Source organism: Curtobacterium sp. NPDC087082 (assembly GCF_044745045.1).
Taxonomy (GTDB): domain Bacteria; phylum Actinomycetota; class Actinomycetes; order Actinomycetales; family Microbacteriaceae; genus Curtobacterium.
On record NZ_JBIUZN010000005.1, the window covers coordinates 124278 to 141718 of the forward strand.

19 protein-coding genes are annotated in these 17441 nt (G+C 72.4%); 12 read left to right on the forward strand and 7 right to left on the reverse strand.

The genetic code is table 11. The annotated features are described in order from the left end of the window. Window positions 1-6 precede the first annotated feature (6 nt). The 7 genes from ACIPEP_RS14100 to ACIPEP_RS14130 all read right to left on the reverse strand — a co-directional run bounded on the left by ACIPEP_RS14100 (window position 7) and on the right by ACIPEP_RS14130 (window position 6931). Window positions 7-1149 carry a DUF475 domain-containing protein gene (locus ACIPEP_RS14100; protein WP_402717599.1) on the reverse strand — a complete coding sequence of 381 codons (1143 nt, stop codon included), beginning with the start codon at window positions 1147-1149 and terminating at the stop codon, window positions 7-9. A 163-nt stretch (window positions 1150-1312) separates the two neighbouring features. After that, complete coding sequence (locus ACIPEP_RS14105; RefSeq protein ID WP_070418895.1) at window positions 1313-2872, reverse strand: UDP-N-acetylglucosamine 1-carboxyvinyltransferase; 1560 nt, start codon at window positions 2870-2872, stop codon at window positions 1313-1315. A 56-nt stretch (window positions 2873-2928) separates the two neighbouring features. Then, window positions 2929-3969, reverse strand: a complete 1041-nt coding sequence (locus ACIPEP_RS14110) for a hypothetical protein (protein ID WP_402717600.1) — start codon at window positions 3967-3969, stop codon at window positions 2929-2931. Window positions 3970-3997: 28 nt separating this feature from the next. Then, a complete protein-coding gene (locus ACIPEP_RS14115; protein ID WP_402717601.1) occupies window positions 3998-4795 on the reverse strand; it encodes an anti-sigma factor domain-containing protein in 798 nt (265 codons plus the stop codon). Further along, a complete protein-coding gene (locus ACIPEP_RS14120) occupies window positions 4792-5337 on the reverse strand; it encodes an RNA polymerase sigma factor (protein ID WP_070418897.1) in 546 nt (181 codons plus the stop codon). Before ACIPEP_RS14120 ends, ACIPEP_RS14115 begins: the two co-directional genes overlap by 4 nt. Window positions 5338-5405: 68 nt before the next feature. Further along, complete coding sequence (locus ACIPEP_RS14125; protein ID WP_402717602.1) at window positions 5406-6068, reverse strand: class F sortase; 663 nt, start codon at window positions 6066-6068, stop codon at window positions 5406-5408. A gap of 2 nt (window positions 6069-6070) precedes the next feature. After that, entirely contained in the window at window positions 6071-6931 is an 861-nt protein-coding gene (locus ACIPEP_RS14130; RefSeq protein WP_402717603.1) for a DUF4397 domain-containing protein, read from the reverse strand. Between the two features lie 249 nt (window positions 6932-7180). Between ACIPEP_RS14130 and ACIPEP_RS14135 the strand changes: the two genes are divergently transcribed. The 12 genes from ACIPEP_RS14135 (at window position 7181) to ACIPEP_RS14190 (ending at window position 17441) form a co-directional block, all read left to right on the forward strand. Then, entirely contained in the window at window positions 7181-7486 is a 306-nt protein-coding gene (locus tag ACIPEP_RS14135) for a flagellar FlbD family protein (RefSeq protein WP_070418899.1), read from the forward strand. Between the two features lies 1 nt (window position 7487). Beyond that, window positions 7488-8318: a motility protein A gene (locus ACIPEP_RS14140; protein WP_071294618.1), complete on the forward strand. Its 831-nt coding sequence runs from the start codon at window positions 7488-7490 to the stop codon at window positions 8316-8318. Between the two features lie 2 nt (window positions 8319-8320). Beyond that, window positions 8321-9250, forward strand: coding sequence for a flagellar motor protein MotB (locus tag ACIPEP_RS14145; protein WP_402717604.1), 930 nt, complete (start codon window positions 8321-8323; stop codon window positions 9248-9250). A gap of 68 nt (window positions 9251-9318) precedes the next feature. After that, window positions 9319-10197, forward strand: a complete 879-nt coding sequence (locus ACIPEP_RS14150) for a flagellar motor switch protein FliM (RefSeq protein WP_083403170.1) — start codon at window positions 9319-9321, stop codon at window positions 10195-10197. Then, a complete protein-coding gene (gene fliN / locus ACIPEP_RS14155) occupies window positions 10194-10904 on the forward strand; it encodes a flagellar motor switch protein FliN (protein WP_402717605.1) in 711 nt (236 codons plus the stop codon). The genes ACIPEP_RS14150 and fliN overlap by 4 nt, the downstream gene beginning before the upstream one ends. Before the next feature lie 8 nt (window positions 10905-10912). Next, window positions 10913-11446, forward strand: a complete 534-nt coding sequence (locus ACIPEP_RS14160; RefSeq protein ID WP_071294622.1) for a flagellar biosynthetic protein FliO — start codon at window positions 10913-10915, stop codon at window positions 11444-11446. Next, window positions 11443-12264, forward strand: a complete 822-nt coding sequence (gene fliP, locus ACIPEP_RS14165) for a flagellar type III secretion system pore protein FliP (RefSeq protein ID WP_070418904.1) — start codon at window positions 11443-11445, stop codon at window positions 12262-12264. Before ACIPEP_RS14160 ends, fliP begins: the two co-directional genes overlap by 4 nt. Continuing rightward, window positions 12264-12539 (forward strand): flagellar biosynthesis protein FliQ, encoded by a 276-nt coding sequence (gene fliQ, locus ACIPEP_RS14170; RefSeq protein ID WP_070418905.1) that lies wholly within the window; start codon window positions 12264-12266, stop codon window positions 12537-12539. Before fliP ends, fliQ begins: the two co-directional genes overlap by 1 nt. After that, window positions 12539-13297 carry a flagellar biosynthetic protein FliR gene (locus tag ACIPEP_RS14175; RefSeq protein ID WP_070418906.1) on the forward strand — a complete coding sequence of 253 codons (759 nt, stop codon included), beginning with the start codon at window positions 12539-12541 and terminating at the stop codon, window positions 13295-13297. The genes fliQ and ACIPEP_RS14175 overlap by 1 nt, the downstream gene beginning before the upstream one ends. Window positions 13298-13301: 4 nt before the next feature. Beyond that, window positions 13302-14483 carry a flagellar biosynthesis protein FlhB gene (locus ACIPEP_RS14180; RefSeq protein WP_402717606.1) on the forward strand — a complete coding sequence of 394 codons (1182 nt, stop codon included), beginning with the start codon at window positions 13302-13304 and terminating at the stop codon, window positions 14481-14483. Continuing rightward, the gene (locus ACIPEP_RS14185) at window positions 14480-16534 is read left to right on the forward strand and encodes a flagellar biosynthesis protein FlhA (RefSeq protein WP_261646680.1); all 2055 of its coding nucleotides are present in this window, start codon (window positions 14480-14482) and stop codon (window positions 16532-16534) included. Before ACIPEP_RS14180 ends, ACIPEP_RS14185 begins: the two co-directional genes overlap by 4 nt. Then, on the forward strand, window positions 16509-17441 hold the full coding sequence (locus tag ACIPEP_RS14190) for a hypothetical protein (protein WP_402717607.1): 933 nt from the start codon (window positions 16509-16511) through the stop codon (window positions 17439-17441). Before ACIPEP_RS14185 ends, ACIPEP_RS14190 begins: the two co-directional genes overlap by 26 nt.

Here is a 17441-nt window from a genome sequence, read left to right on the forward strand (position 1 = left end):
GACCGCTCAGCCCCGCGCGGCGCGCGCCCCACCGGGCAACGACCGCCGCGCCCGGCGCCACCACGCACCCCACGGCAGCGAGGTCGCGAGCGCCAGGCCGATCACGACGCTGCCGAACCACCCGACGACGACGCCGGGGATCGGCACGAGCAGGCTCGTCCACAGCAGCACCGAGAGGATGCCCAGCACGTACGCCGCCCCCGCCTTGAGGTACCGGAGCCGCTTCAGCCCCGACGCCTCGTCGAGCCGCGAGGTCAGGCGCGCGAGGAACACCGCCCCGACCCCGATCGCGGCGATCGCCACGGCCGCCTGTTCGAGCGCCCCGAGCCCGTCACCGCCGAGCACACCGGAGCCGGACAGGCTGTAGACCCCGTCGAGGATCTCGAACAGCATGAACACCACGAGCCCGCGTTCGAAGACGACCGTCGAGGCGTAGGCGTGGATCCGCCAGGCGCCGCTCCCGGTCCCGATCGACGCCGTGTCGGTCCCGTCCGTGCTCCGGAGCGCCCACGCCGCGATCCGCTTCGACCCGAGGTACGCGCCGATGCCGATCGTCCCGCCGAGGACCACCGGCAGCAGCGTCGGCGGGGACCACCCGGCGTCGACCCCCACGAGCACCGAGGTCAGCAGCACCCCGGCGCCGGCGGTGACCAGCGACCAGACGCGAGGGCGGGCGACCCGGGCGAGCCGCGCCTCCAGTCGGCCCAGCCAGGACCGACGCGACGCGCGGTCCGTGTTGAAGAGGTACTCGGCGAACACGAGCCAGATGAACGCGGCGCCGAAGGCGGCGAGGGCCGGCCGCACCTCGGCGAGGTGCGCCGAGAACGAGCCCGGTGCGAACACGGCCTCGCCCACCGAGCTCGCCGGGTCGGTCGCGTCGCCGACCGCCACCGCGGCCGGTGGGAGCAGCAGCCGCATCGCGAGGACACCAGCGACGATGCCGAGCGACAGGAACAGCCGCCGTGCGGGGGAGTGCAGGCGCGACGCGATGCCGGCCATCGGGACCGACGAGTCGGCCGCCATCGCGATCTCGAGGAGCGCGAGCGCGACGAACGCGAGCGCGGCGGCCGGACCGAGCACGAACCACGCCAGGGCGGCGGCTGCGACGGTGGTGAGCAGGGGGACGGTCAGGAGCGATCTCGTGGCCATCAGCCCATCCAGCACCGTCGGCCTGGGTGGGCAGTGGAGCGCTCCTGGGCATCGGCCTGGAGGAACGGCTCGTTTCGCCCGGGACGGGTGACGGCCCGTCCCCACTTGCGGGGACGGGCCGTCGGGTCACGTCGGCAGGCGGCCGGGTGCGGCCTCCGGTGCGTCAGTCGTGGAACGTCTCGATGGACGCGCCGAGCGAGTTGAGCCGTTCCTGCAGCTGCTCGTAGCCGCGGGCGATGATGCCGACGTTGCGCAGGACGCTCTCGCCCTTGGCCGCGAGCATCGCCAGCAGGATGACCACGGCGGGGCGGAGGGCCGGCGGGCAGCTGACCTCGGCACCCGAGAAGTGCGTCGGGCCGGTCACGTCGAGCCGGTGCGGATCGCGCAGGGTCACGCTCGCGCCCAGGCGGGTGAGGTCGAGCAGGTGGATCGCGCGGCCCTCGTACACCCAGTCGTGCACGAGCGTGGTGCCCTCCGCCATCGCGGCGATGACCACGAAGAACGGCAGGTTGTCGATGTTCAGGCCGGGGAACGGCATCGCGTGGATCTTGTCGATCGGCGCGTGCAGCTCGGACGGGTGCACCGTGATGTCGACCAGGCGGGTGCGACCGTTCGCGGCGGGGTACTCGTCGGTGACGTCGAAGCGCAGGCCCATCTCGGCCAGGGTCGCGAGCTCGATCTCGAGGAACTCGATCGGTGCGCGCGTGACGGTGAGCGTGGAGTCGGTGACGATGCCGGCGGTCAGCAGGCTCATGGCCTCGACCGGGTCCTCGCTCGGCCAGTAGTCCACGACCTCGTCGATGCGGCTCTTCCCGGTGATCCGGAGCGTGGTGGTGCCGATGCCCTCGATCTCCACCCCGAGGAGCTCGAGGAAGAAGCAGAGGTCCTGCACCATGTAGTTCGGGCTGGCGTTGCGGATGACGGTCTCGCCGTCGCGGGCGGCCGCGGCCAGGATCGCGTTCTCGGTGACGGTGTCGCCGCGCTCGGTGAGGACGACCGACTTCGTCGGGACCTCGGTGTTCGCCACGTCGACCTCGTACCAGCCCGACGTCGCCTCGACGTCGACGCCGAACGGGCGCAGGGCGATGAGGTGCGGCTCGACCGTGCGGGTGCCGAGGTCGCAGCCGCCGGCGTACGGCAGGCGGAAGGACTCGTACCGGCCGCTGAGCGGACCGAGGAACATGAGGACGCTGCGGGTCCGGCGAGCGGCATCGGCGTCGATCGCGTCGAGGCGGAGGTCGGACGGGGCGACGATCTCGAGGGTCTCGCCGTCCTCGGACCAGGTGACCGTCGCACCGAGGCTGCGGAGCACGTCGATGATGCGGTCGACCTCGACGATGCGCGCGACCTTGTGCAGTCGGGTCACGCCACGGTTCAGCAGCGAGGCGCACAGGAGCGCCACGGCGGCGTTCTTGCTCGAGTTCACCGCGATCGAGCCGCTGAGCTTGCGGCCGCCCTGCACGCGGAGGTGGGCGCGCTGCGGGGCGCCGCCGATCGAGACGATCTGCTGGTCGAGGGCGTCGCTGATGCGGGTGAGCATCTCGAGGGACAGGTTCTGCCCGCCCTGCTCGATGCGGTTGATGGCGCTCTGGCTCGTGCCGACGCGTTCGGCGAGCTGGGCCTGGGTCATGCTGCGACCCTTGCGGGCGCCCCGGATGAGGGCGCCGACCTCGCGGAGCGGGGCCGGGGTGGTCGGGGGAGCGACGATGGTGGTGTCGGTCATGAGGGGCACGCTAACACGCTCATGAGATAAATCACGGGGGACAACGCCCAGGCTTCTCAGGATCGGGTCGGGAATACACCGTCTGTGAGAACTTCGTCGTCACCTGTCGTCCAGCGGAGCGCGTCGCCGTCGAACGTCCAGACCGTCGCGGCGTCGTCGTCCACCACCGGTTGCGGGTCGCGCAGCCACACGGTGGTGTCCGGCGTCCACCCGGCGATGACGCTCGCGGTGTCGGGGCCGACCGGGACCGCGGTGCCGGCTGCGCGGAGCCACGCGCGGACCGTCACGTGGACGGCGTCGTGGGTCTCGGCGAGCGCGGACCAGTCCGGTGTCAGCCACCGTCCGTCGCGGCCGGTGGTGCGGTACCAGTCGTGCCGGCGCGTCGTGTCGCTCACGTCGAAGGACCACCGGCGGCAGAGCGCACCCCAGTCCTCCGCGGAGTCGACCACCAGGACGCTGACGTCCGGTGCCGGCTGGATCGGCGCGACGGTGGCACGCTCCCAGCCGAGCCCGTCCTCCACGGCCCAGAGCCCGATCGGGCCGAGGGTCCCGACGGCGGCGGTGGTGGTGAGGAGCTCGGACGGGGGAGTCGACCACCAGGAGCCGCTCACGTTCGCCGCGGCCGGGCGACGACGATCGCGGGGCCGCACGGCGGCCACCTCGGTCGTCAGTGCGCGGTGCCACGCAGTGAGGCTCCGGGCCGCTGCTCCCGGACCGGCGCCGCGGTCGGGGTGTCGCCCGAGCTCGCCGTCGGGGACCGTGCTCCACTGCGTCACCGCTCCGGGCGGTTCGACGACGGCGGTCACCGCGGGGAGGGACGCCCAGGTGCTCGCGAGCCGGGCGAGCGCCGGGGCGAACTCGGACCGGGCGAGCAAGACGTCGGTCGCGTCCGGCTCCTGCCAGGACATCGCGGTGTCGGCCGTGTCCGCGAGTGCCCGGAGGACCTGCGTGGTGTCGATCGACCGCGGGTCGACCGTGTCGATGACCGCCTCGAGTGCGTGGGCGACCTCGGACGACTCGTCGGCCGCGTGTCCGAGGAGCTCGAAGCAGAAGCGTCGGCCTCGGGGGCCCACGAGCAGGTCCTCGGGGGTGATCACGGCGTCAGGCTACTGCGCACGTCCTCGGTCAGGGGCGCGCGAGCCGGCCGCGCACGATCGAGTCGCCCGAGTGCGCCGGGTCGCCGTCATCCGCCTCGGCCGAGACGTCGACGACCGGGAAGCGTGCGGTGTCCATGCCCGACGGGACCGTGAACCGCCCGCGGTCGCCGTCGAGGAACCCGACGCTGACGAGCCCGTCGAGGTCAGAGCGCATCATCCACACCTCGCGCAGGGCACCGGTACCCGTTCGTCCGGTCCCGCCGCGCAGGTCGACCACGAGCGAGAGCCGCCCGTCGCGGTCCCGCTCCAGCTCGGCGGTGCCACCGGCCCCGGACCACCCGGGCAGGGCGTCCAGCTCCGCCCGCGCGAGCACGGTCTCGGACGCCGAGCCGGGGAGCCCGGGCATGGCACCCGTCGCCACGCCGATCCCGAGCACGATCGCGAACGCCCCGACGACGGCCGCGACGGTCAGGAGGACGCGCCGACGGCGGTGGACGCGGGGCCCACCGGGGGTGACCCGTCCGCGGGGGCGGGTCGTTCCTCCTGGGCGGCCCGTTCCGGAGACCGCGACCGGTGCGGGTGACTCCGCCGGGAGGTCGCGCGGCGGACCGTCCCGGACCTCCGCAGCGATGCGGTCCCAGACCGCCTCCGGGGGTGCGTCGAGCCGAACGTGGGAGGACGACCGCGTCACGGCGGCCACGCGCTGCAGGTCCGCGACCTCGTCGCGGCACCGGGCGCAGGCAGCGAGGTGCTCCGTCACGGCGTCGTCGGCCACGACACCGGAGACCGCGAGCATGGCGAGCGTCTCGTCGTCGACGTGCTTCATTCGATCACCTCGAGACGTGTTCGGAGCCGAGCCAGACTTCGGTGGATGTGACTCTTGACGGTGCCGAGGGGGAGTCCGAGCCGTTCGGCGATCTCACGATGGCTCAGCTCGTCGTAGAACGCCAAGCGCATGACCCGGCGTGGCACGTCGTCGAGCCGGTCGAGCTCGCCCGCGACCAGCGCGCGTTCGGCGAGGTCGAACTCGGACTCCGGTGCCGCCGCGGTCTCCTCGACGACGCTCGGGTCGGTGGTCCTGGCGTGCCGTGTCCGTTCCGCGAAGGCGTCGGCGATGCAGTTCCGGGTGATCCCGACGAGCCAGGCGCCGAGTGGGGCCCGCTCCGGGTCGTAGCTGGCACTCCGGCGCCAGGCCTTCACGAAGACCTGTTGCGTCACGTCCTCGGCCGCCGACTGGTCGCCCAGCGCGCGGAGCGCCAACGAGTAGACGAGCGGGGACCACCGGTCGTAGACGGCGCGCAGGGCGTCCTCGCTCCCGGCGCTGAACGCGTCGGAGAGCTCGCTGTCGTCCGGGAGGGTGGTCGTCACTGGATCCTGTCGCTGGCGTGGTCGTCGTCGACCGTGACCCGATCGTACGGCGGTCGTGATCGGTCCGGTCAGGCGGGCGTCGCGCTGATGATGAGGTTGCTCTCGTAGTGGTGGGTGGACTCGTCGAACACGCCGCCGCAGGAGACCAGGACGAGCCGTCGCGGCCCGTCGGTCCGGAAGACCGAGGCCCACGGGAGGCCGCGTTTGGCGACGAGGGCGACCGAGTCGATCCGCCACCGGGTCCGCTCACCGGCCGTGTCGGTCAGGGTGACGGTCGTACCGGCGGGGACGTCCCGGAGGTGGGCGAACGGCCCGACGCCGTAGCCGACGGCGTCGACGTGGGCGGCGATCACGACGGTCCCCGTGGTCGACGCCGGTGCTGCGCCGTACCGGTACCAGCCGGCGACGGCCGGATCGGGCGGCAGGGACATCGCGCCCTTGTCGTCGACGCCCTCGGGACGGACCTCGGCCCGCACCCCGGCCCAGTCGACGGCGATCCGGGACGGAGCGGGGACCCGGACGGCCGGCGGGACCGTGGCGCGGACCTGCGGCACCGCGGTCGAGAACGCCGACGGCACCGGGGTCGGCGTCGACGACGGACCGGTGACGATCGCGGTCGAGGGGTGCCCGTCGGGGGTGGGGGAGCCGCCCGACGAGCACCCGGTCAGGATGGTCGCGGCCACCGCGGCGACGACGAGCGCCGCCGCGGTGGTCCGGACCGGGGACGGCACGGTCAGTGACCCGAGTCCTGCCGCTGGTCCCCGGTCACGGTGCGGCGGCGCCGGAGCACCACCGCGCCGATCGCGACCGCAGCCGCGAGGGCTGCTGCCGTCCCGCCGACGATCCCGGCGGTGTCGGTCCGGTTCGTCGCGACGAGTCCGGCGTTGCCGGCCGGGACGCCGTTCGGCGTGCCGCCGAGGTCCGAGATCGTCTGGGTGGCGAGCGCCAGGTTCTGGTCGTCGAGGCTGCCCCAGGCGTACACGATCGTGTCGGCGCCGGCGGTGACCGCGACGTCGGCCGGACCGATCACCGGGTCGGTCGTGCCGGTGGCGGCGACGGATGCCGAGACGGTGCCGGCGGGGAGCTCGAGTGCCTGCTCGTCCGGGTTCGACAGGTTGCTGACGACGGCCTCGCCACCGGCGAGCACGTCGACCGCGGGGGCGGCGGCGACGTGCCGGACGATCAGGCGTCCCTGTCCGGCCGGGGTCGCCGAGACGTCGTTGGTGAAGAGCGTGGCGGTGGGCTTCCCACTGGTGTCGTCGTGCGCGACGGCGCTGTAGTTCCCGCCGGCGTCGAGCGTGACGTCCACGGGGCCGATGACCGGCTCTGACGCATCGGCTGCGTCCGAGGCGGTGATCGCGAGCTGGTGCGCGCCCGCCGGGACCATCATCGGGCCGGCCAGGGTGCCCGGCGTGAAGTCGTCGAGGGCGCGCTTCCCGTCCAGGTAGACGTCGACCGTGACGTCCGGGACGGCGTGCAGGACGGAGAGCGTCGCGTCCCCGGTGGCGGCGGAGGCGGTGGCCGCCGGGACCGCGGCCGCAGCAGCGGCGAGCAGCACACCGGCGGCGAGGCCGGTGGCGAGTGTCTTGCGCATGTCGGGTCTCCTTCTGGCCCCTTCGGGCCGGTACGGACGACGTCGTCGTCGACGTCACACCGGCACTACCGGCGGACGGGGCCGATCGGATGCAGTGGATCCGGAATCCGGTGTCGGCAGATCACGCGGGTCGCGCCGGTCACGTCTAACGACCGGCCCCGGCCCGCCGATAGTCCTCGGTGCAGCCCACGGACGGGCAGCATCCCGCCCCACGGACGGCGGCGGGACGATCGAGAACCAGGACGGGCCATGATCGTCGTCACACGACTCAACGGCAGCGGATTCGCTGTCAACCCCGATCTCGTGGAGCGCATCCAGGAGACGCCGGACACGACGCTCATCATGGTCGACGGCGCCAAGTACATCGTCCGCGAGTCCCTGGCCGACGTCATCGACCTGATCGCCGCGTACCGCGCACGCATCGTCGGCATGGCCTACGGCACGGACACCGCCGCGCGGAACGCCACCGGCCCGCAGCCGACGCTGGCACCGGTCGCCCCGATCCACGCCGTGTCCACCGACCGGGCACCCCGCACGCAGGACGGGGGTCGCTGACGTGGACATCGCGACGATCATCGGGATCCTGCTCGCCTTCGGCGCCCTGTTCGGCATGGTCGAGATGGAGCACGTCGAGCTCGCCGGGCTGTTCCTGCCGGCACCGATGCTGCTCGTGTTCGGTGCCACGATCGGTTGCGGCATCGCGAGCACGACCCTCAAGGACGCCATCGCCAGCTTCAAGGCCGTGCCGAAGGCGTTCACCGGCAAGGTCACCCCGCCGCAGTCGGTCATCGACGACGTGGTCGGGCTCGCCGAGACGGCCCGTGCGAACGGTCTGCTCGCGCTCGAGCAGGAGGCCGACAAGCACGACGACCCGTTCATGAAGAAGGCGCTGCAGAACATCGCGGACGGCACGGACGGCGACGAGCTGCGGATCCTGCTCGAGGACGAGATCGAGTCGAACGCCGCCCCGGTCCGGTCGGCCAGCTCGTTCTTCATGGGCCTCGGCGGCTTCGCCCCCACCGTCGGCATCATCGGCACCGTGGTGTCGCTGACCCACGTCCTCGCGAACCTCGGCAAGCCCGACGAGCTCGGTCCGCTCATCGCGAGCGCGTTCGTCGCGACGCTCTGGGGCCTGCTCACCGCCAACTTCCTGTGGCTGCCGATCGGCGGGAAGCTCCGCAAGCTCGCGCAGCTCGAGGCCGACCGGCAGACGCTGCTCATGGAGGGGCTCCTCGCGGTGCAGGCCGGCAGCCAGCCGCGCCTGCTCGGCGAGCGGCTGACCGCCATGGTCCCGCCCGCGGCGCGCGGTGGGGACGCCAAGGGCGGCAAGGCGAAGGCCGGCAAGGGCAGCGACGCGGACGCCGACGACCAGCAGCTGGCGGCCTGACGATGAGCGCCAACCCCCGCGGGCGCGGTCGTGGACGGTCGAAGAAGTCGCACGACGAGGCCGAGCACCCCGACGAGCGCTGGATGGCCTCGTACATGGACATGATCACCGTGTTGATGTGCATGTTCCTCGTGCTCTTCGCGATGTCCACGGTCGACCAGCAGAAGTACATCCAGCTGAAGAACTCGCTCGCCACGGGCTTCGGTGAGGTGAAGTCGCAGAAGGTCGACACGGCGTCGGGCACGGTCGTGACGAAGGACGAGGTCGAGGACGGCTCCGGGTACTCCGTCGACAAGTCCCAGGCGGACCACTCGACCGCGTCGTCCGGCACGAAGGACACCAACGTCGACCCGGCCTCCACCGTGGTCCCGACGACCGCGACGGAGGCCGACGTCGCCGCGGCGAAGAAGGAGCTCGACGACCTGCAGGCCATCGAGCAGGCGATCAAGGCGAACCTCGCGAAGGCCGGGCAGACGTCGAACGTGCAGTTCACGGTCGACGCCCGTGGGCTCACGGTCCGGCTCGTCGGCAGCGAGACGTACTTCACCACGAACAGCGCCGACCTGTCCGACCAGGCGAAGCGGATCATGGACGCCATCGCCCCGGTCCTGAAGACCAGCGGCCACGACGTCAGCGTCGAGGGCCACGCCGACCAGCGGAACTCCACCGCGCCGTACGCCACGAACTGGGAGCTGAGCGCCGCCCGCGCGACCGGGGTGCTCCGCGACCTCGTGGAACGCGGCGGGATGCCGGCCCAGCACATCCAGAGCGTCGGGTTCGGGTCGAGCCGTCCGCTGGCGAAGGGCGGGACGGACGCCGACCTCACACTGAACCGGCGGGTCGACATCGTGGTGCTGTCGAACCAGGACCAGGACGTCAGCGCGCTGATGCCGGCCCTGGCGAAGGCGCAGGACGGGGCTCGAGCCGGCTGAGCGCACCACCGCCCCAGAAAGGGGCACAGTACTGACGGGTGCTCCACAGCGGACCGATAGACGCACGCGTGACCGAGACCCTGCCAGCGCCCGAGGTGTACGACTTCGCGCGCCCGTCGACGCTCGCCCGCGAGCACGCCCGGGTCCTCGAACTCGCCTTCGAGACCTTCGCGCGCCAGTGGGGCACCCAGCTGACGGCCAAGGTCCGCGCGGTGAGCCAGGTCACGTGCGAGCAGGTCCAGATGACGACGTACGACGAGTACGCCGCCTCGCTGCCCGCGCTCACCGGCATGGTGCTGCTCCCGATCGCGGACGTCGTCCCGAAGGGCGTGCTGCAGGTCCCGCTCGACGCCGCGCTCACCTGGGTCTCGCACGCGCTCGGCGCCTCGAAGCCGCTGCCGACGCCGGACCGGACGTTCACCCCGATCGAGCAGGCGCTCGTCCGCAAGATCGTCGAGGACGCCCTCGACGACCTCCGCTACTCGTTCGGCGGCCTGCTCGCGCACGACGTCACCGCCGGCGGCTTCCAGTTCAACTCGCAGTTCGCCCAGGCCGCCCAGAAGGGCGACCTCATGATCGTCGCCTCGTTCACGATCCGCGTGGGGGAGCGCGTCGCCCCCGGCACGCTCGCGCTGCCGGCCGACGCCGTCCTGCCGCAGCTCGGCGAGGCCGCCGCCCACGTCACCCCCGCCGACGCCCGCGCCCTCGTCGACGCGCAACTCGCCGGCGTCCCGGTCGGCGTCAGCCTGCGGTTCGCCCCGGCGACCGTGCTGCCGTCGCAGGTCCTGCGCCTCGCCGTCGGCGACGTGCTGCCGCTGCCGCACCCGCAGCACCGCCCCCTCACCATCGCGGTCGACGGCGAGCCCGTCGGCACCGCCGCCGTCGGCGCGAACGGCTCGCGCCTCGCCGGCATCGTCGTCACCACCACATCGGAGCAGCCCGCATGACCGTCACGACCACCCTCCACACGCAGGCGGCCGAGGCACTCGCCGCGCAGCTCCCGACGGCCGCTCCGCTGGCAGCGGTCCCGGGAGGCGCGACCCCCGTCGCCCTCGAGGCGGCCGGTGACGCGGTGGTCGCGTCCTTCGTCGGCGGCCTGTCGGCCGACCTCGTCCTCGTGCTCACCGACCTCGAGGCCGTCGTCGCCGCGGGCGGCACCGACCACGGGATCGTCGACGTGACCGACGTGCTCCGTCCGTCCCTCGAGGCCGCCGCCGGTGTCCTCGGCGTCGGCGTCCTCGGCGAGGCTCGGCGCGAGTCGGCCTCGGCGCTCCTGGCCGACCCGGACGCGGTCGTGTTCGAGCTGACCGCCGGTGGCGTCCCCGGCGGCTGGTTCGCGCTGCGCGTCCGCGAGAACGGCACCGTGTCCGCACCGGCCGCCGCGGCACCGACGACGAGCCTGCCCGCCGGGAACCTCGGCCGGATCAACAACGTCGAGATGACCCTGACCGTCGAGATCGGCCGCACCCGGATGTCCGTGCGCGACGTGCTCGGCATGGAGCCCGGCGCGGTCGTCGAACTCGACCGCAGCGCCGGAGCCCCGGCCGACGTCCTGCTCAACGGCCGGCTCATCGCCCACGGCGAGGTCGTCGTCGTCGACCAGGACTACGCCGTCCGGATCACGAAGATCCTCGACGTCGCCGAGAGCGTCTGAGCCCCGACGTGGACACCGCCGTCATCGTCCTCCGCGTCGCGCTCTCGCTCGGCGTCGTGCTCGCCCTGATGTGGGTGCTGCACCGTCGCGTCGCGAAGAGCGGCCTGGGTGCGGGCAAGGCCAAGGGCCGCCGCTCGGCGTCGGTCGAGGTCGTCGGCCGCCAGGGCATCGGCGGCAAGGCGAGCGTCGTCGTCGTCGACGTCGAGGGCGAGCGCCTCGTGCTCGGTGTCTCCGAGCACGGTGTCGCCCTGCTCACCAGCGGGCAGGCGCCGGCGCCGGAACTCACGATCGTGACCGGGCCGGTGACGCTGCCGGTGCGTCCGACCCCGTCGGCCGACCGCTTCCGTCAGGAACTGGAGCAGCAGACGGCAGCTGAGCCGTCCCTCCCGTCCGACGCGGCGCAGCCGCTGCCCATGCGTCCCCGCAACCGCCGCTCGCAGCGCACCACGCTGCCCACGGCGCAGCAGCTGCAGGGGTCGATCCTGTCCGCCGACACCTGGCGGCAGGCAGCCTCGGCGCTCCGGAACCGGCGGGCCGGGTGACCGCGGCCCGCACCGGACGCCTGATCGCCCTCCTCCTGCTGGGGGTGACGATCGTCGCCGGCTTCCTCATGCTCACGGCGACCGGCGCCCACGCGGCCGGTGTCGTGCAGCCGACCGCTCCCGCCACGCCCACGCCGCCGTCGACCGGTGACTTCAGCGTCAGCGTGAACGGCCCGGACGGCACCCCGTCGTCCGCCGTCGTCACCCTGATCGGGATCACCCTGCTCAGCGTCGCACCGGCCCTCATGCTGATGATGACGTCGTTCACGAAGATCTTCGTGGTGCTCGCGATGACGCGGAACGCCCTCGCGCTGCAGTCCATCCCGCCGAACCAGGTGCTGGCCGGCCTCGCGCTGTTCCTGTCGCTCTTCGTGATGGCACCGGTCCTCGGGCACATCAACGACGACGCCCTGCAGCCGTACCTCGCCGGCCACCTCGACTTCACCCAGGCGGTCGAGATCGGGACGAAGCCGCTGCGGACCTTCATGCTGCACCAGACGCGTGAGGAGGACGTGGCGCTCATCACCCGTGCCGCCGGTCAGGACAACCCGAAGTCGATGGCCGACGTGCCGATGACGACGGTGATCCCCGCGTTCGTGATCTCCGAGCTCCGCAGCGCCTTCATCATCGGGTTCGTCATCTTCATCCCGTTCCTGGTCATCGACCTCGTCGTCTCCGCGGCGCTCATGTCGATGGGCATGATGATGCTCCCGCCGGTCATGATCTCGCTCCCGTTCAAGATCCTGCTGTTCGTCCTCGTCGACGGGTGGGGGCTCATCATCAAGTCCCTCATCGAGAGCTACCAGGTGGTGCACTGATGAACCAGCAGGCCGTCATCGACCTCACGCTCCAGGCGCTCCTGGTGTCGGCGAAGCTCGCCGCGCCCGTGCTCGTGACGTCGCTCGTCGTGGGCTTCGCGATCTCGCTGTTCCAGTCGGTCACGCAGATCCAGGAGGTCACGCTCTCCTTCGTGCCGAAGGCCGTCGCCGTCGCGATCGCCCTGGTCGTCTGCGGCAACTGGATGATCTCGGAGATGGTCGGGTTCACGCACGTCGCGTTCGACATGATCCCGAAGCTCTTGGGAACGGCCTGATGGAGCTGTCGATCGACGGCGACCGCCTCGAGGCGACGATGCTCGCCGGCGTCCGCCTCGTCGCGTTCTTCGTCATCGCGCCGCCGTTCTCGTACCGCGCGTTCCCCGCGACGGTGAAGGTGATCCTCGGCATCGGGCTGGCGATCGGCGTCGCCCCGCGCGTCGCGGTCGGGTACGAGTCGCTCGACACCGGACCGTTCCTGCTCGCGCTCCTGACGCAGCTCCTCGTCGGGCTCGCCCTCGGGTTCCTCGTGTTCCTCGTGTTCGCCGCCGTGCAGTCGGCCGGTGCGCTCATCGACCTGTTCGGCGGGTTCACGCTGGCGCAGGCCTTCGACCCGCAGTCGCAGGTGAACGGCGCCCAGTTCACGCGGCTGTTCCAGATGGCGGCGCTCGCGCTGCTGTTCGCCTCGGGCGGGTACCAGCTCATCGTCGCCGGCCTCGTGCGCTCCTTCGACGCGGTGCCGCTGACGGGCACGTTCGACCTCGGCGGCCTGGCGTCCGTGCTCGTCACCGCGCTCACGCAGATGTTCCTCTCGTCGCTGCAGATCGCCGGGCCCCTCGTGGTGGTGCTCTTCCTCGCCGACGTCGGCCTGGGCCTGCTCACGCGCGTCGCCCCGGCGCTCAACGCCTTCCAGATGGGCTTCCCGATCAAGATCGGGCTGACCGTCGTCTTCGCCGGCGCGCTCTTCATGGCGCTGCCGTCCGTCGTCTCGTCCCTCACCGGCGACGCGGTGGCCGCGATCACGGGACGGGGGTGACGACGTGTCCGACAGCGGAGAACGCTCCGAGCAGGCGACCCAGAAGCGGATGCGCGAGGTCCACCAGAAGGGCCAGATCGGGCGGTCGCAGGACCTCGGTGCGTGGATCGGGATCGCGGTCGCGGCACTCATGATGCCGTCCGCGATCGGCAACGCCGCCGCCGCGGGCTCCGAGCAGCTCCGAGCCGTGCAGCGCGTCATCGCCGACCCGACGATCGGCACCATGAACGCCGTGTTCGACGAGGCCCTCGGCTCGCTCGGCGGGACCCTCGGCCCGATGCTCGGGGTCGTCGCCGTCGCCGTGCTGGCCGCAGCGGTCGCGCAGGGCGGCGTGCACGTCCGGAAGCTGACCCCGCAGCCCGAGCACTTCGACCCGATCCAGGGCCTGAAGCGGGTGTTCGGTACCCAGGCGCTCTGGAACGGGTGCAAGGCGCTCCTCAAGACCGCCGTCGTCGGCCTCGTCCTCTGGATGGCCGTGCAGGCACTCGTCCCCGTCCTCATGACGAGCGGGTCGCTGCCGCTGTCCGCCGTGCTCGACGCCGCGGCCGCCGGGACCGGCACCCTGCTGCGGGCGGCGATCGTCGCCGGCCTGGTCCTCGCCGCGCTCGACGTCTTCGTCGTGATCCGCCGCAACCGCAAGCGCACGATGATGACCAAGCGCGAGGTCAAGGACGAGAACAAGCACGCCGAGGGCGACCCGCTCGTGAAGTCCCAGCGCCGCTCCCGACAGCTCGCGATGAGCCGGAACCGGATGGTGCAGGCGATCGGCACCGCGGACGTCGTGATGACGAACCCGACGCACTACGCCGTCGCGCTGTCGTACGAGCCGGGGAAGTCCGCGCCGCGCGTCGTGGCGAAGGGCGCCGGTCCGGTCGCGGCGATGATCCGCGACAAGGCGCTCGAGGCCCGGGTGCCGATCGTCCAGGACGTCCCGCTCACCCGTGCGCTGCACGCCGCGTGCGAGCTCGGGCAGGAGGTGCCGGTCGACCTCTACACGCCGGTCGCCCGCGTGCTGTCGTTCGTCATGGCGCTCAAGGCCAGGGGAGCGGCGGCCGGGACGCACGCGCCGCCGCGGCCGACCACCCCGGACGAGGTCGCCACGGTCATCGACCCCGCCACGATCAGCGGGGACCTCCGGCCCCGGAAGCTCCGCCCGAACTCGACTCCCGAAGGGGTGCCCGCATGAACCGCAAGGACCTGCCGAAGCTCGTCGTCCCGGTCTTCATCGTCGGCATCATCCTGCTGCTGATCCTGCCGGTGCCGTCCTTCCTGCTCGACTTCCTCATCATCTGCAACATCCTGCTGGCGCTGGTGATCCTGCTCACGACGCTGTTCGTGAAGAAGCCGCTCGACTTCTCGGTGTTCCCGTCGCTGCTGCTCGTCGCGACGCTGTTCCGGCTCGGCCTGAACGTCGCGTCGACGCGGCTCGTCCTCGGCGAGGGGTTCGCCGGCGACGTCATCCAGGCGTTCGGCCACGTGGCGGTCTCCGGCTCGATCATCATCGGCGCGGTCATCTTCCTGATCCTCGTCGTCATCCAGTTCGTCGTCGTCACGAAGGGCGCCGAGCGCGTCGCCGAGGTCGGGGCACGGTTCACCCTGGACGCGATGCCCGGCAAGCAGATGGCGATCGACGCGGACCTCAACGCGGGGCTCATCACCGACGCCCAGGCGAAGGAACGCCGTGCCGCCGTGTCCGCCGAGGCCGACTTCTACGGTGCCATGGACGGTGCGTCGAAGTTCGTCAAGGGCGACGCGATCGCCGGCATCCTCATCATCGTCATCAACCTCGTCGGCGGCATCGCCATCGGCATGGTGCAGAACGGGCTGTCGATCACCGACGCCCTGTCGAAGTACGGCATCCTGACCATCGGCGACGGGCTGGTCACGCAGATCCCGGCGCTCCTCATGGCGGTGTCGACGGGCATGATCGTCACCCGCTCCGGCGCCGAGACCGAGATCGGCACCTCGGCGTCGCAGCAGCTCACCCAGTCGCGGAACGCCCTCGCGATCGCGGGCGTCGCGGCGATCGCGATGGGGTTCATCCCCGGCATGCCGATCGTCCCGTTCCTGGTCATCGGCGCCACGCTGCTCGTCATCGGGTGGCGCCTCGGGCAGAACACCAAGCGCGAGGAGGCGGCCGTCGCCCAGCAGCAGGCCATGGAGGCCGCCGCACCGAGCGCCGACACCCCCGAGGACCTCATCGAGCAGATGCGCGTGCACGCCCTCGAGATCCTGCTCGCGCCCGACCTGGTCGACATGGTGTCCGGCGCGTCGGACGACCTGCTCGGCCGCGTCCGTGCCCTCCGCCGGAAGATCGCGATCGACATGGGGATCGTCGTCCCGCCCGTCCGGACCCGCGACAGCATCGAGCTCCCGCCGTCGACCTACGCCATCCGCATCGCCGGTGTCGAGGCCGGCCGGGGCACCGCGCCGTCGCGCAGCGTGCTCGCGCTCGGCGACCACCTCGAGGGCCTCCCGGGGGAGACCACCGTCGAACCGGTGTTCGGCCTCGCCGGCAAGTGGGTCCCCGCCGAGCTCCGGCACGCCGCCGAGATGACCGGCGCGACCGTCATCGACCGCGTCTCCGTGCTCGTCACGCACCTGCAGGCGATCATCGGCGACAACGCCGCGCGGCTCCTCACCCGCGAGGACGTCAAGGTCCTCACCGAGGGCGTCAAGCAGGTCAACCCCGCGGCCGTCGAGGAGCTCGTCCCCGGGATGCTCTCGCTCGCCGAGCTGCAGCGGGTCCTGCAGGGCCTGCTCGCCGAACGGGTCCCGATCAACGACCTCGGCCGGATCTGCGAGGGCCTCACGCTCCGCGCCAAGGTGTCGACCGACCCGGAGGGGCTCGTCGAGGCCGCCCGCGCCGCACTCGGCCCCGCGCTGCCCGCCCGGTACCTCGACGCCGGCACGCTCCGGGTCATCATGATCGACCCGCTGCTCGAGCAGTCGATGCTCGAGGGGCTCCGGCCGTCCGAGCAGGGGACCCAGATCGTCCTCGACGCCCACCGCATCGAGCAGGTGCTCGGGTCGCTCCGGGAGGCCGTCCGCTCCGTCGAGGACCAGGGGATCTCCGCCGTCCTCGTCTGCGCCCCGCAGCTCCGCCCGGCCGTGCACCGCATGGTCTCCGCGCAGTCGAACGGCCTGCCGGTGCTCTCCTACCAAGAGGCCACCGCCGCGGGCTCCACCATCGAGACCGTGGGAGTGGTCCGTGCCGCCGACCCGATTGCAGCGTAACGGCGCCACGCTCGACGAGCTCCGGGACGCCGTCCGCTCGGAGTTCGGACCGGGCGCACGCATCGTCGCCGCCGAGCGCGTCACCACACCGGGCATCGGCGGGCTGTTCCGCAAGGCGCACGTCGAGGCCACCGTCGAGGTCCCCGGCCCCGACGACGTCCCGACGGCGCGCGTCGCCATCGCCGACTCTCCGGTGCAGCGGGTGGGCATCGCCGCGCTCCTGGCCGACGCCGAAGCCGCGGAGGCGCGCATCGCCGGCCACGACGGCACCGCGTCCACGCGGGCCGACGCGTTCGCGTCGGTGCTCGACGGCTTCGTCGCCGACGGGATCACGGGGAGCGCCCCGCGCCCGACGCGTGCACTGCCGGAGGCGGGGGCGGAGGAGCAGGGTGGGTCGCGCCTCCTGGACGTGCCCGGTCCGTCGGTCGTTCCTGGAGGGACGGCTCGGCTCGTCGACGACGTCGTGGCCGAGCAGCTGGTCGCCGCCACCGCACCCACACGGCCCGCCCCGTCGGTCCGGTCCGCCGACGGCGACCTCGTGCTGCTCGTCGGGCGTCCGAACGACGTGGACGCAGCCGCCGGGATCTTCGCGACCCGGCACGCACTCCGGCCGACCGACGCGGCCGACCGGCGGAGCGGGATCCTCGCCCGGGCCGAGGGCGTCCGCGACGGGTACGCGCTGCTCGCGGTCGCCGCCTGGGACGACGTCGCGACGGCCGCCGGACTCGCACCCGACCAGGTCTGGGTCGTCGTGGACGTCGGTCGGAAGCACGAGGACTCGGTCCGCATGCTCGCCGCCGTCGCCGACCGGGCCCACGTGGCCGGGGTCGTGGCGATCGGCGCGGGGGAGACCGCCACGCCGGAGTCGGTGCACCTGCTGGGAGTCCCCGTCGTGTCGCTAGGCTGA

What these genes read in the sequence shown, in the direction of transcription:
- ACIPEP_RS14100 (WP_402717599.1), bottom strand. Translation starts at nt 1,149, where the DNA reads ATGGCCACGAGATCGCTCCTGACCGTCCCCCTGCTCACCACCGTCGCA.
- ACIPEP_RS14105 (WP_070418895.1), bottom strand. Translation starts at nt 2,872, where the DNA reads ATGACCGACACCACCATCGTCGCTCCCCCGACCACCCCGGCCCCGCTC.
- ACIPEP_RS14130 (WP_402717603.1), bottom strand. Translation starts at nt 6,931, where the DNA reads ATGCGCAAGACACTCGCCACCGGCCTCGCCGCCGGTGTGCTGCTCGCC.
- ACIPEP_RS14115 (WP_402717601.1), bottom strand. Translation starts at nt 4,795, where the DNA reads ATGAAGCACGTCGACGACGAGACGCTCGCCATGCTCGCGGTCTCCGGT.
- ACIPEP_RS14135 (WP_070418899.1), top strand. Translation starts at nt 7,181, where the DNA reads ATGATCGTCGTCACACGACTCAACGGCAGCGGATTCGCTGTCAACCCC.
- ACIPEP_RS14145 (WP_402717604.1), top strand. Translation starts at nt 8,321, where the DNA reads ATGAGCGCCAACCCCCGCGGGCGCGGTCGTGGACGGTCGAAGAAGTCG.
- ACIPEP_RS14175 (WP_070418906.1), top strand. Translation starts at nt 12,539, where the DNA reads ATGGAGCTGTCGATCGACGGCGACCGCCTCGAGGCGACGATGCTCGCC.
- fliN (WP_402717605.1), top strand. Translation starts at nt 10,194, where the DNA reads ATGACCGTCACGACCACCCTCCACACGCAGGCGGCCGAGGCACTCGCC.
- fliQ (WP_070418905.1), top strand. Translation starts at nt 12,264, where the DNA reads ATGAACCAGCAGGCCGTCATCGACCTCACGCTCCAGGCGCTCCTGGTG.
- ACIPEP_RS14185 (WP_261646680.1), top strand. Translation starts at nt 14,480, where the DNA reads ATGAACCGCAAGGACCTGCCGAAGCTCGTCGTCCCGGTCTTCATCGTC.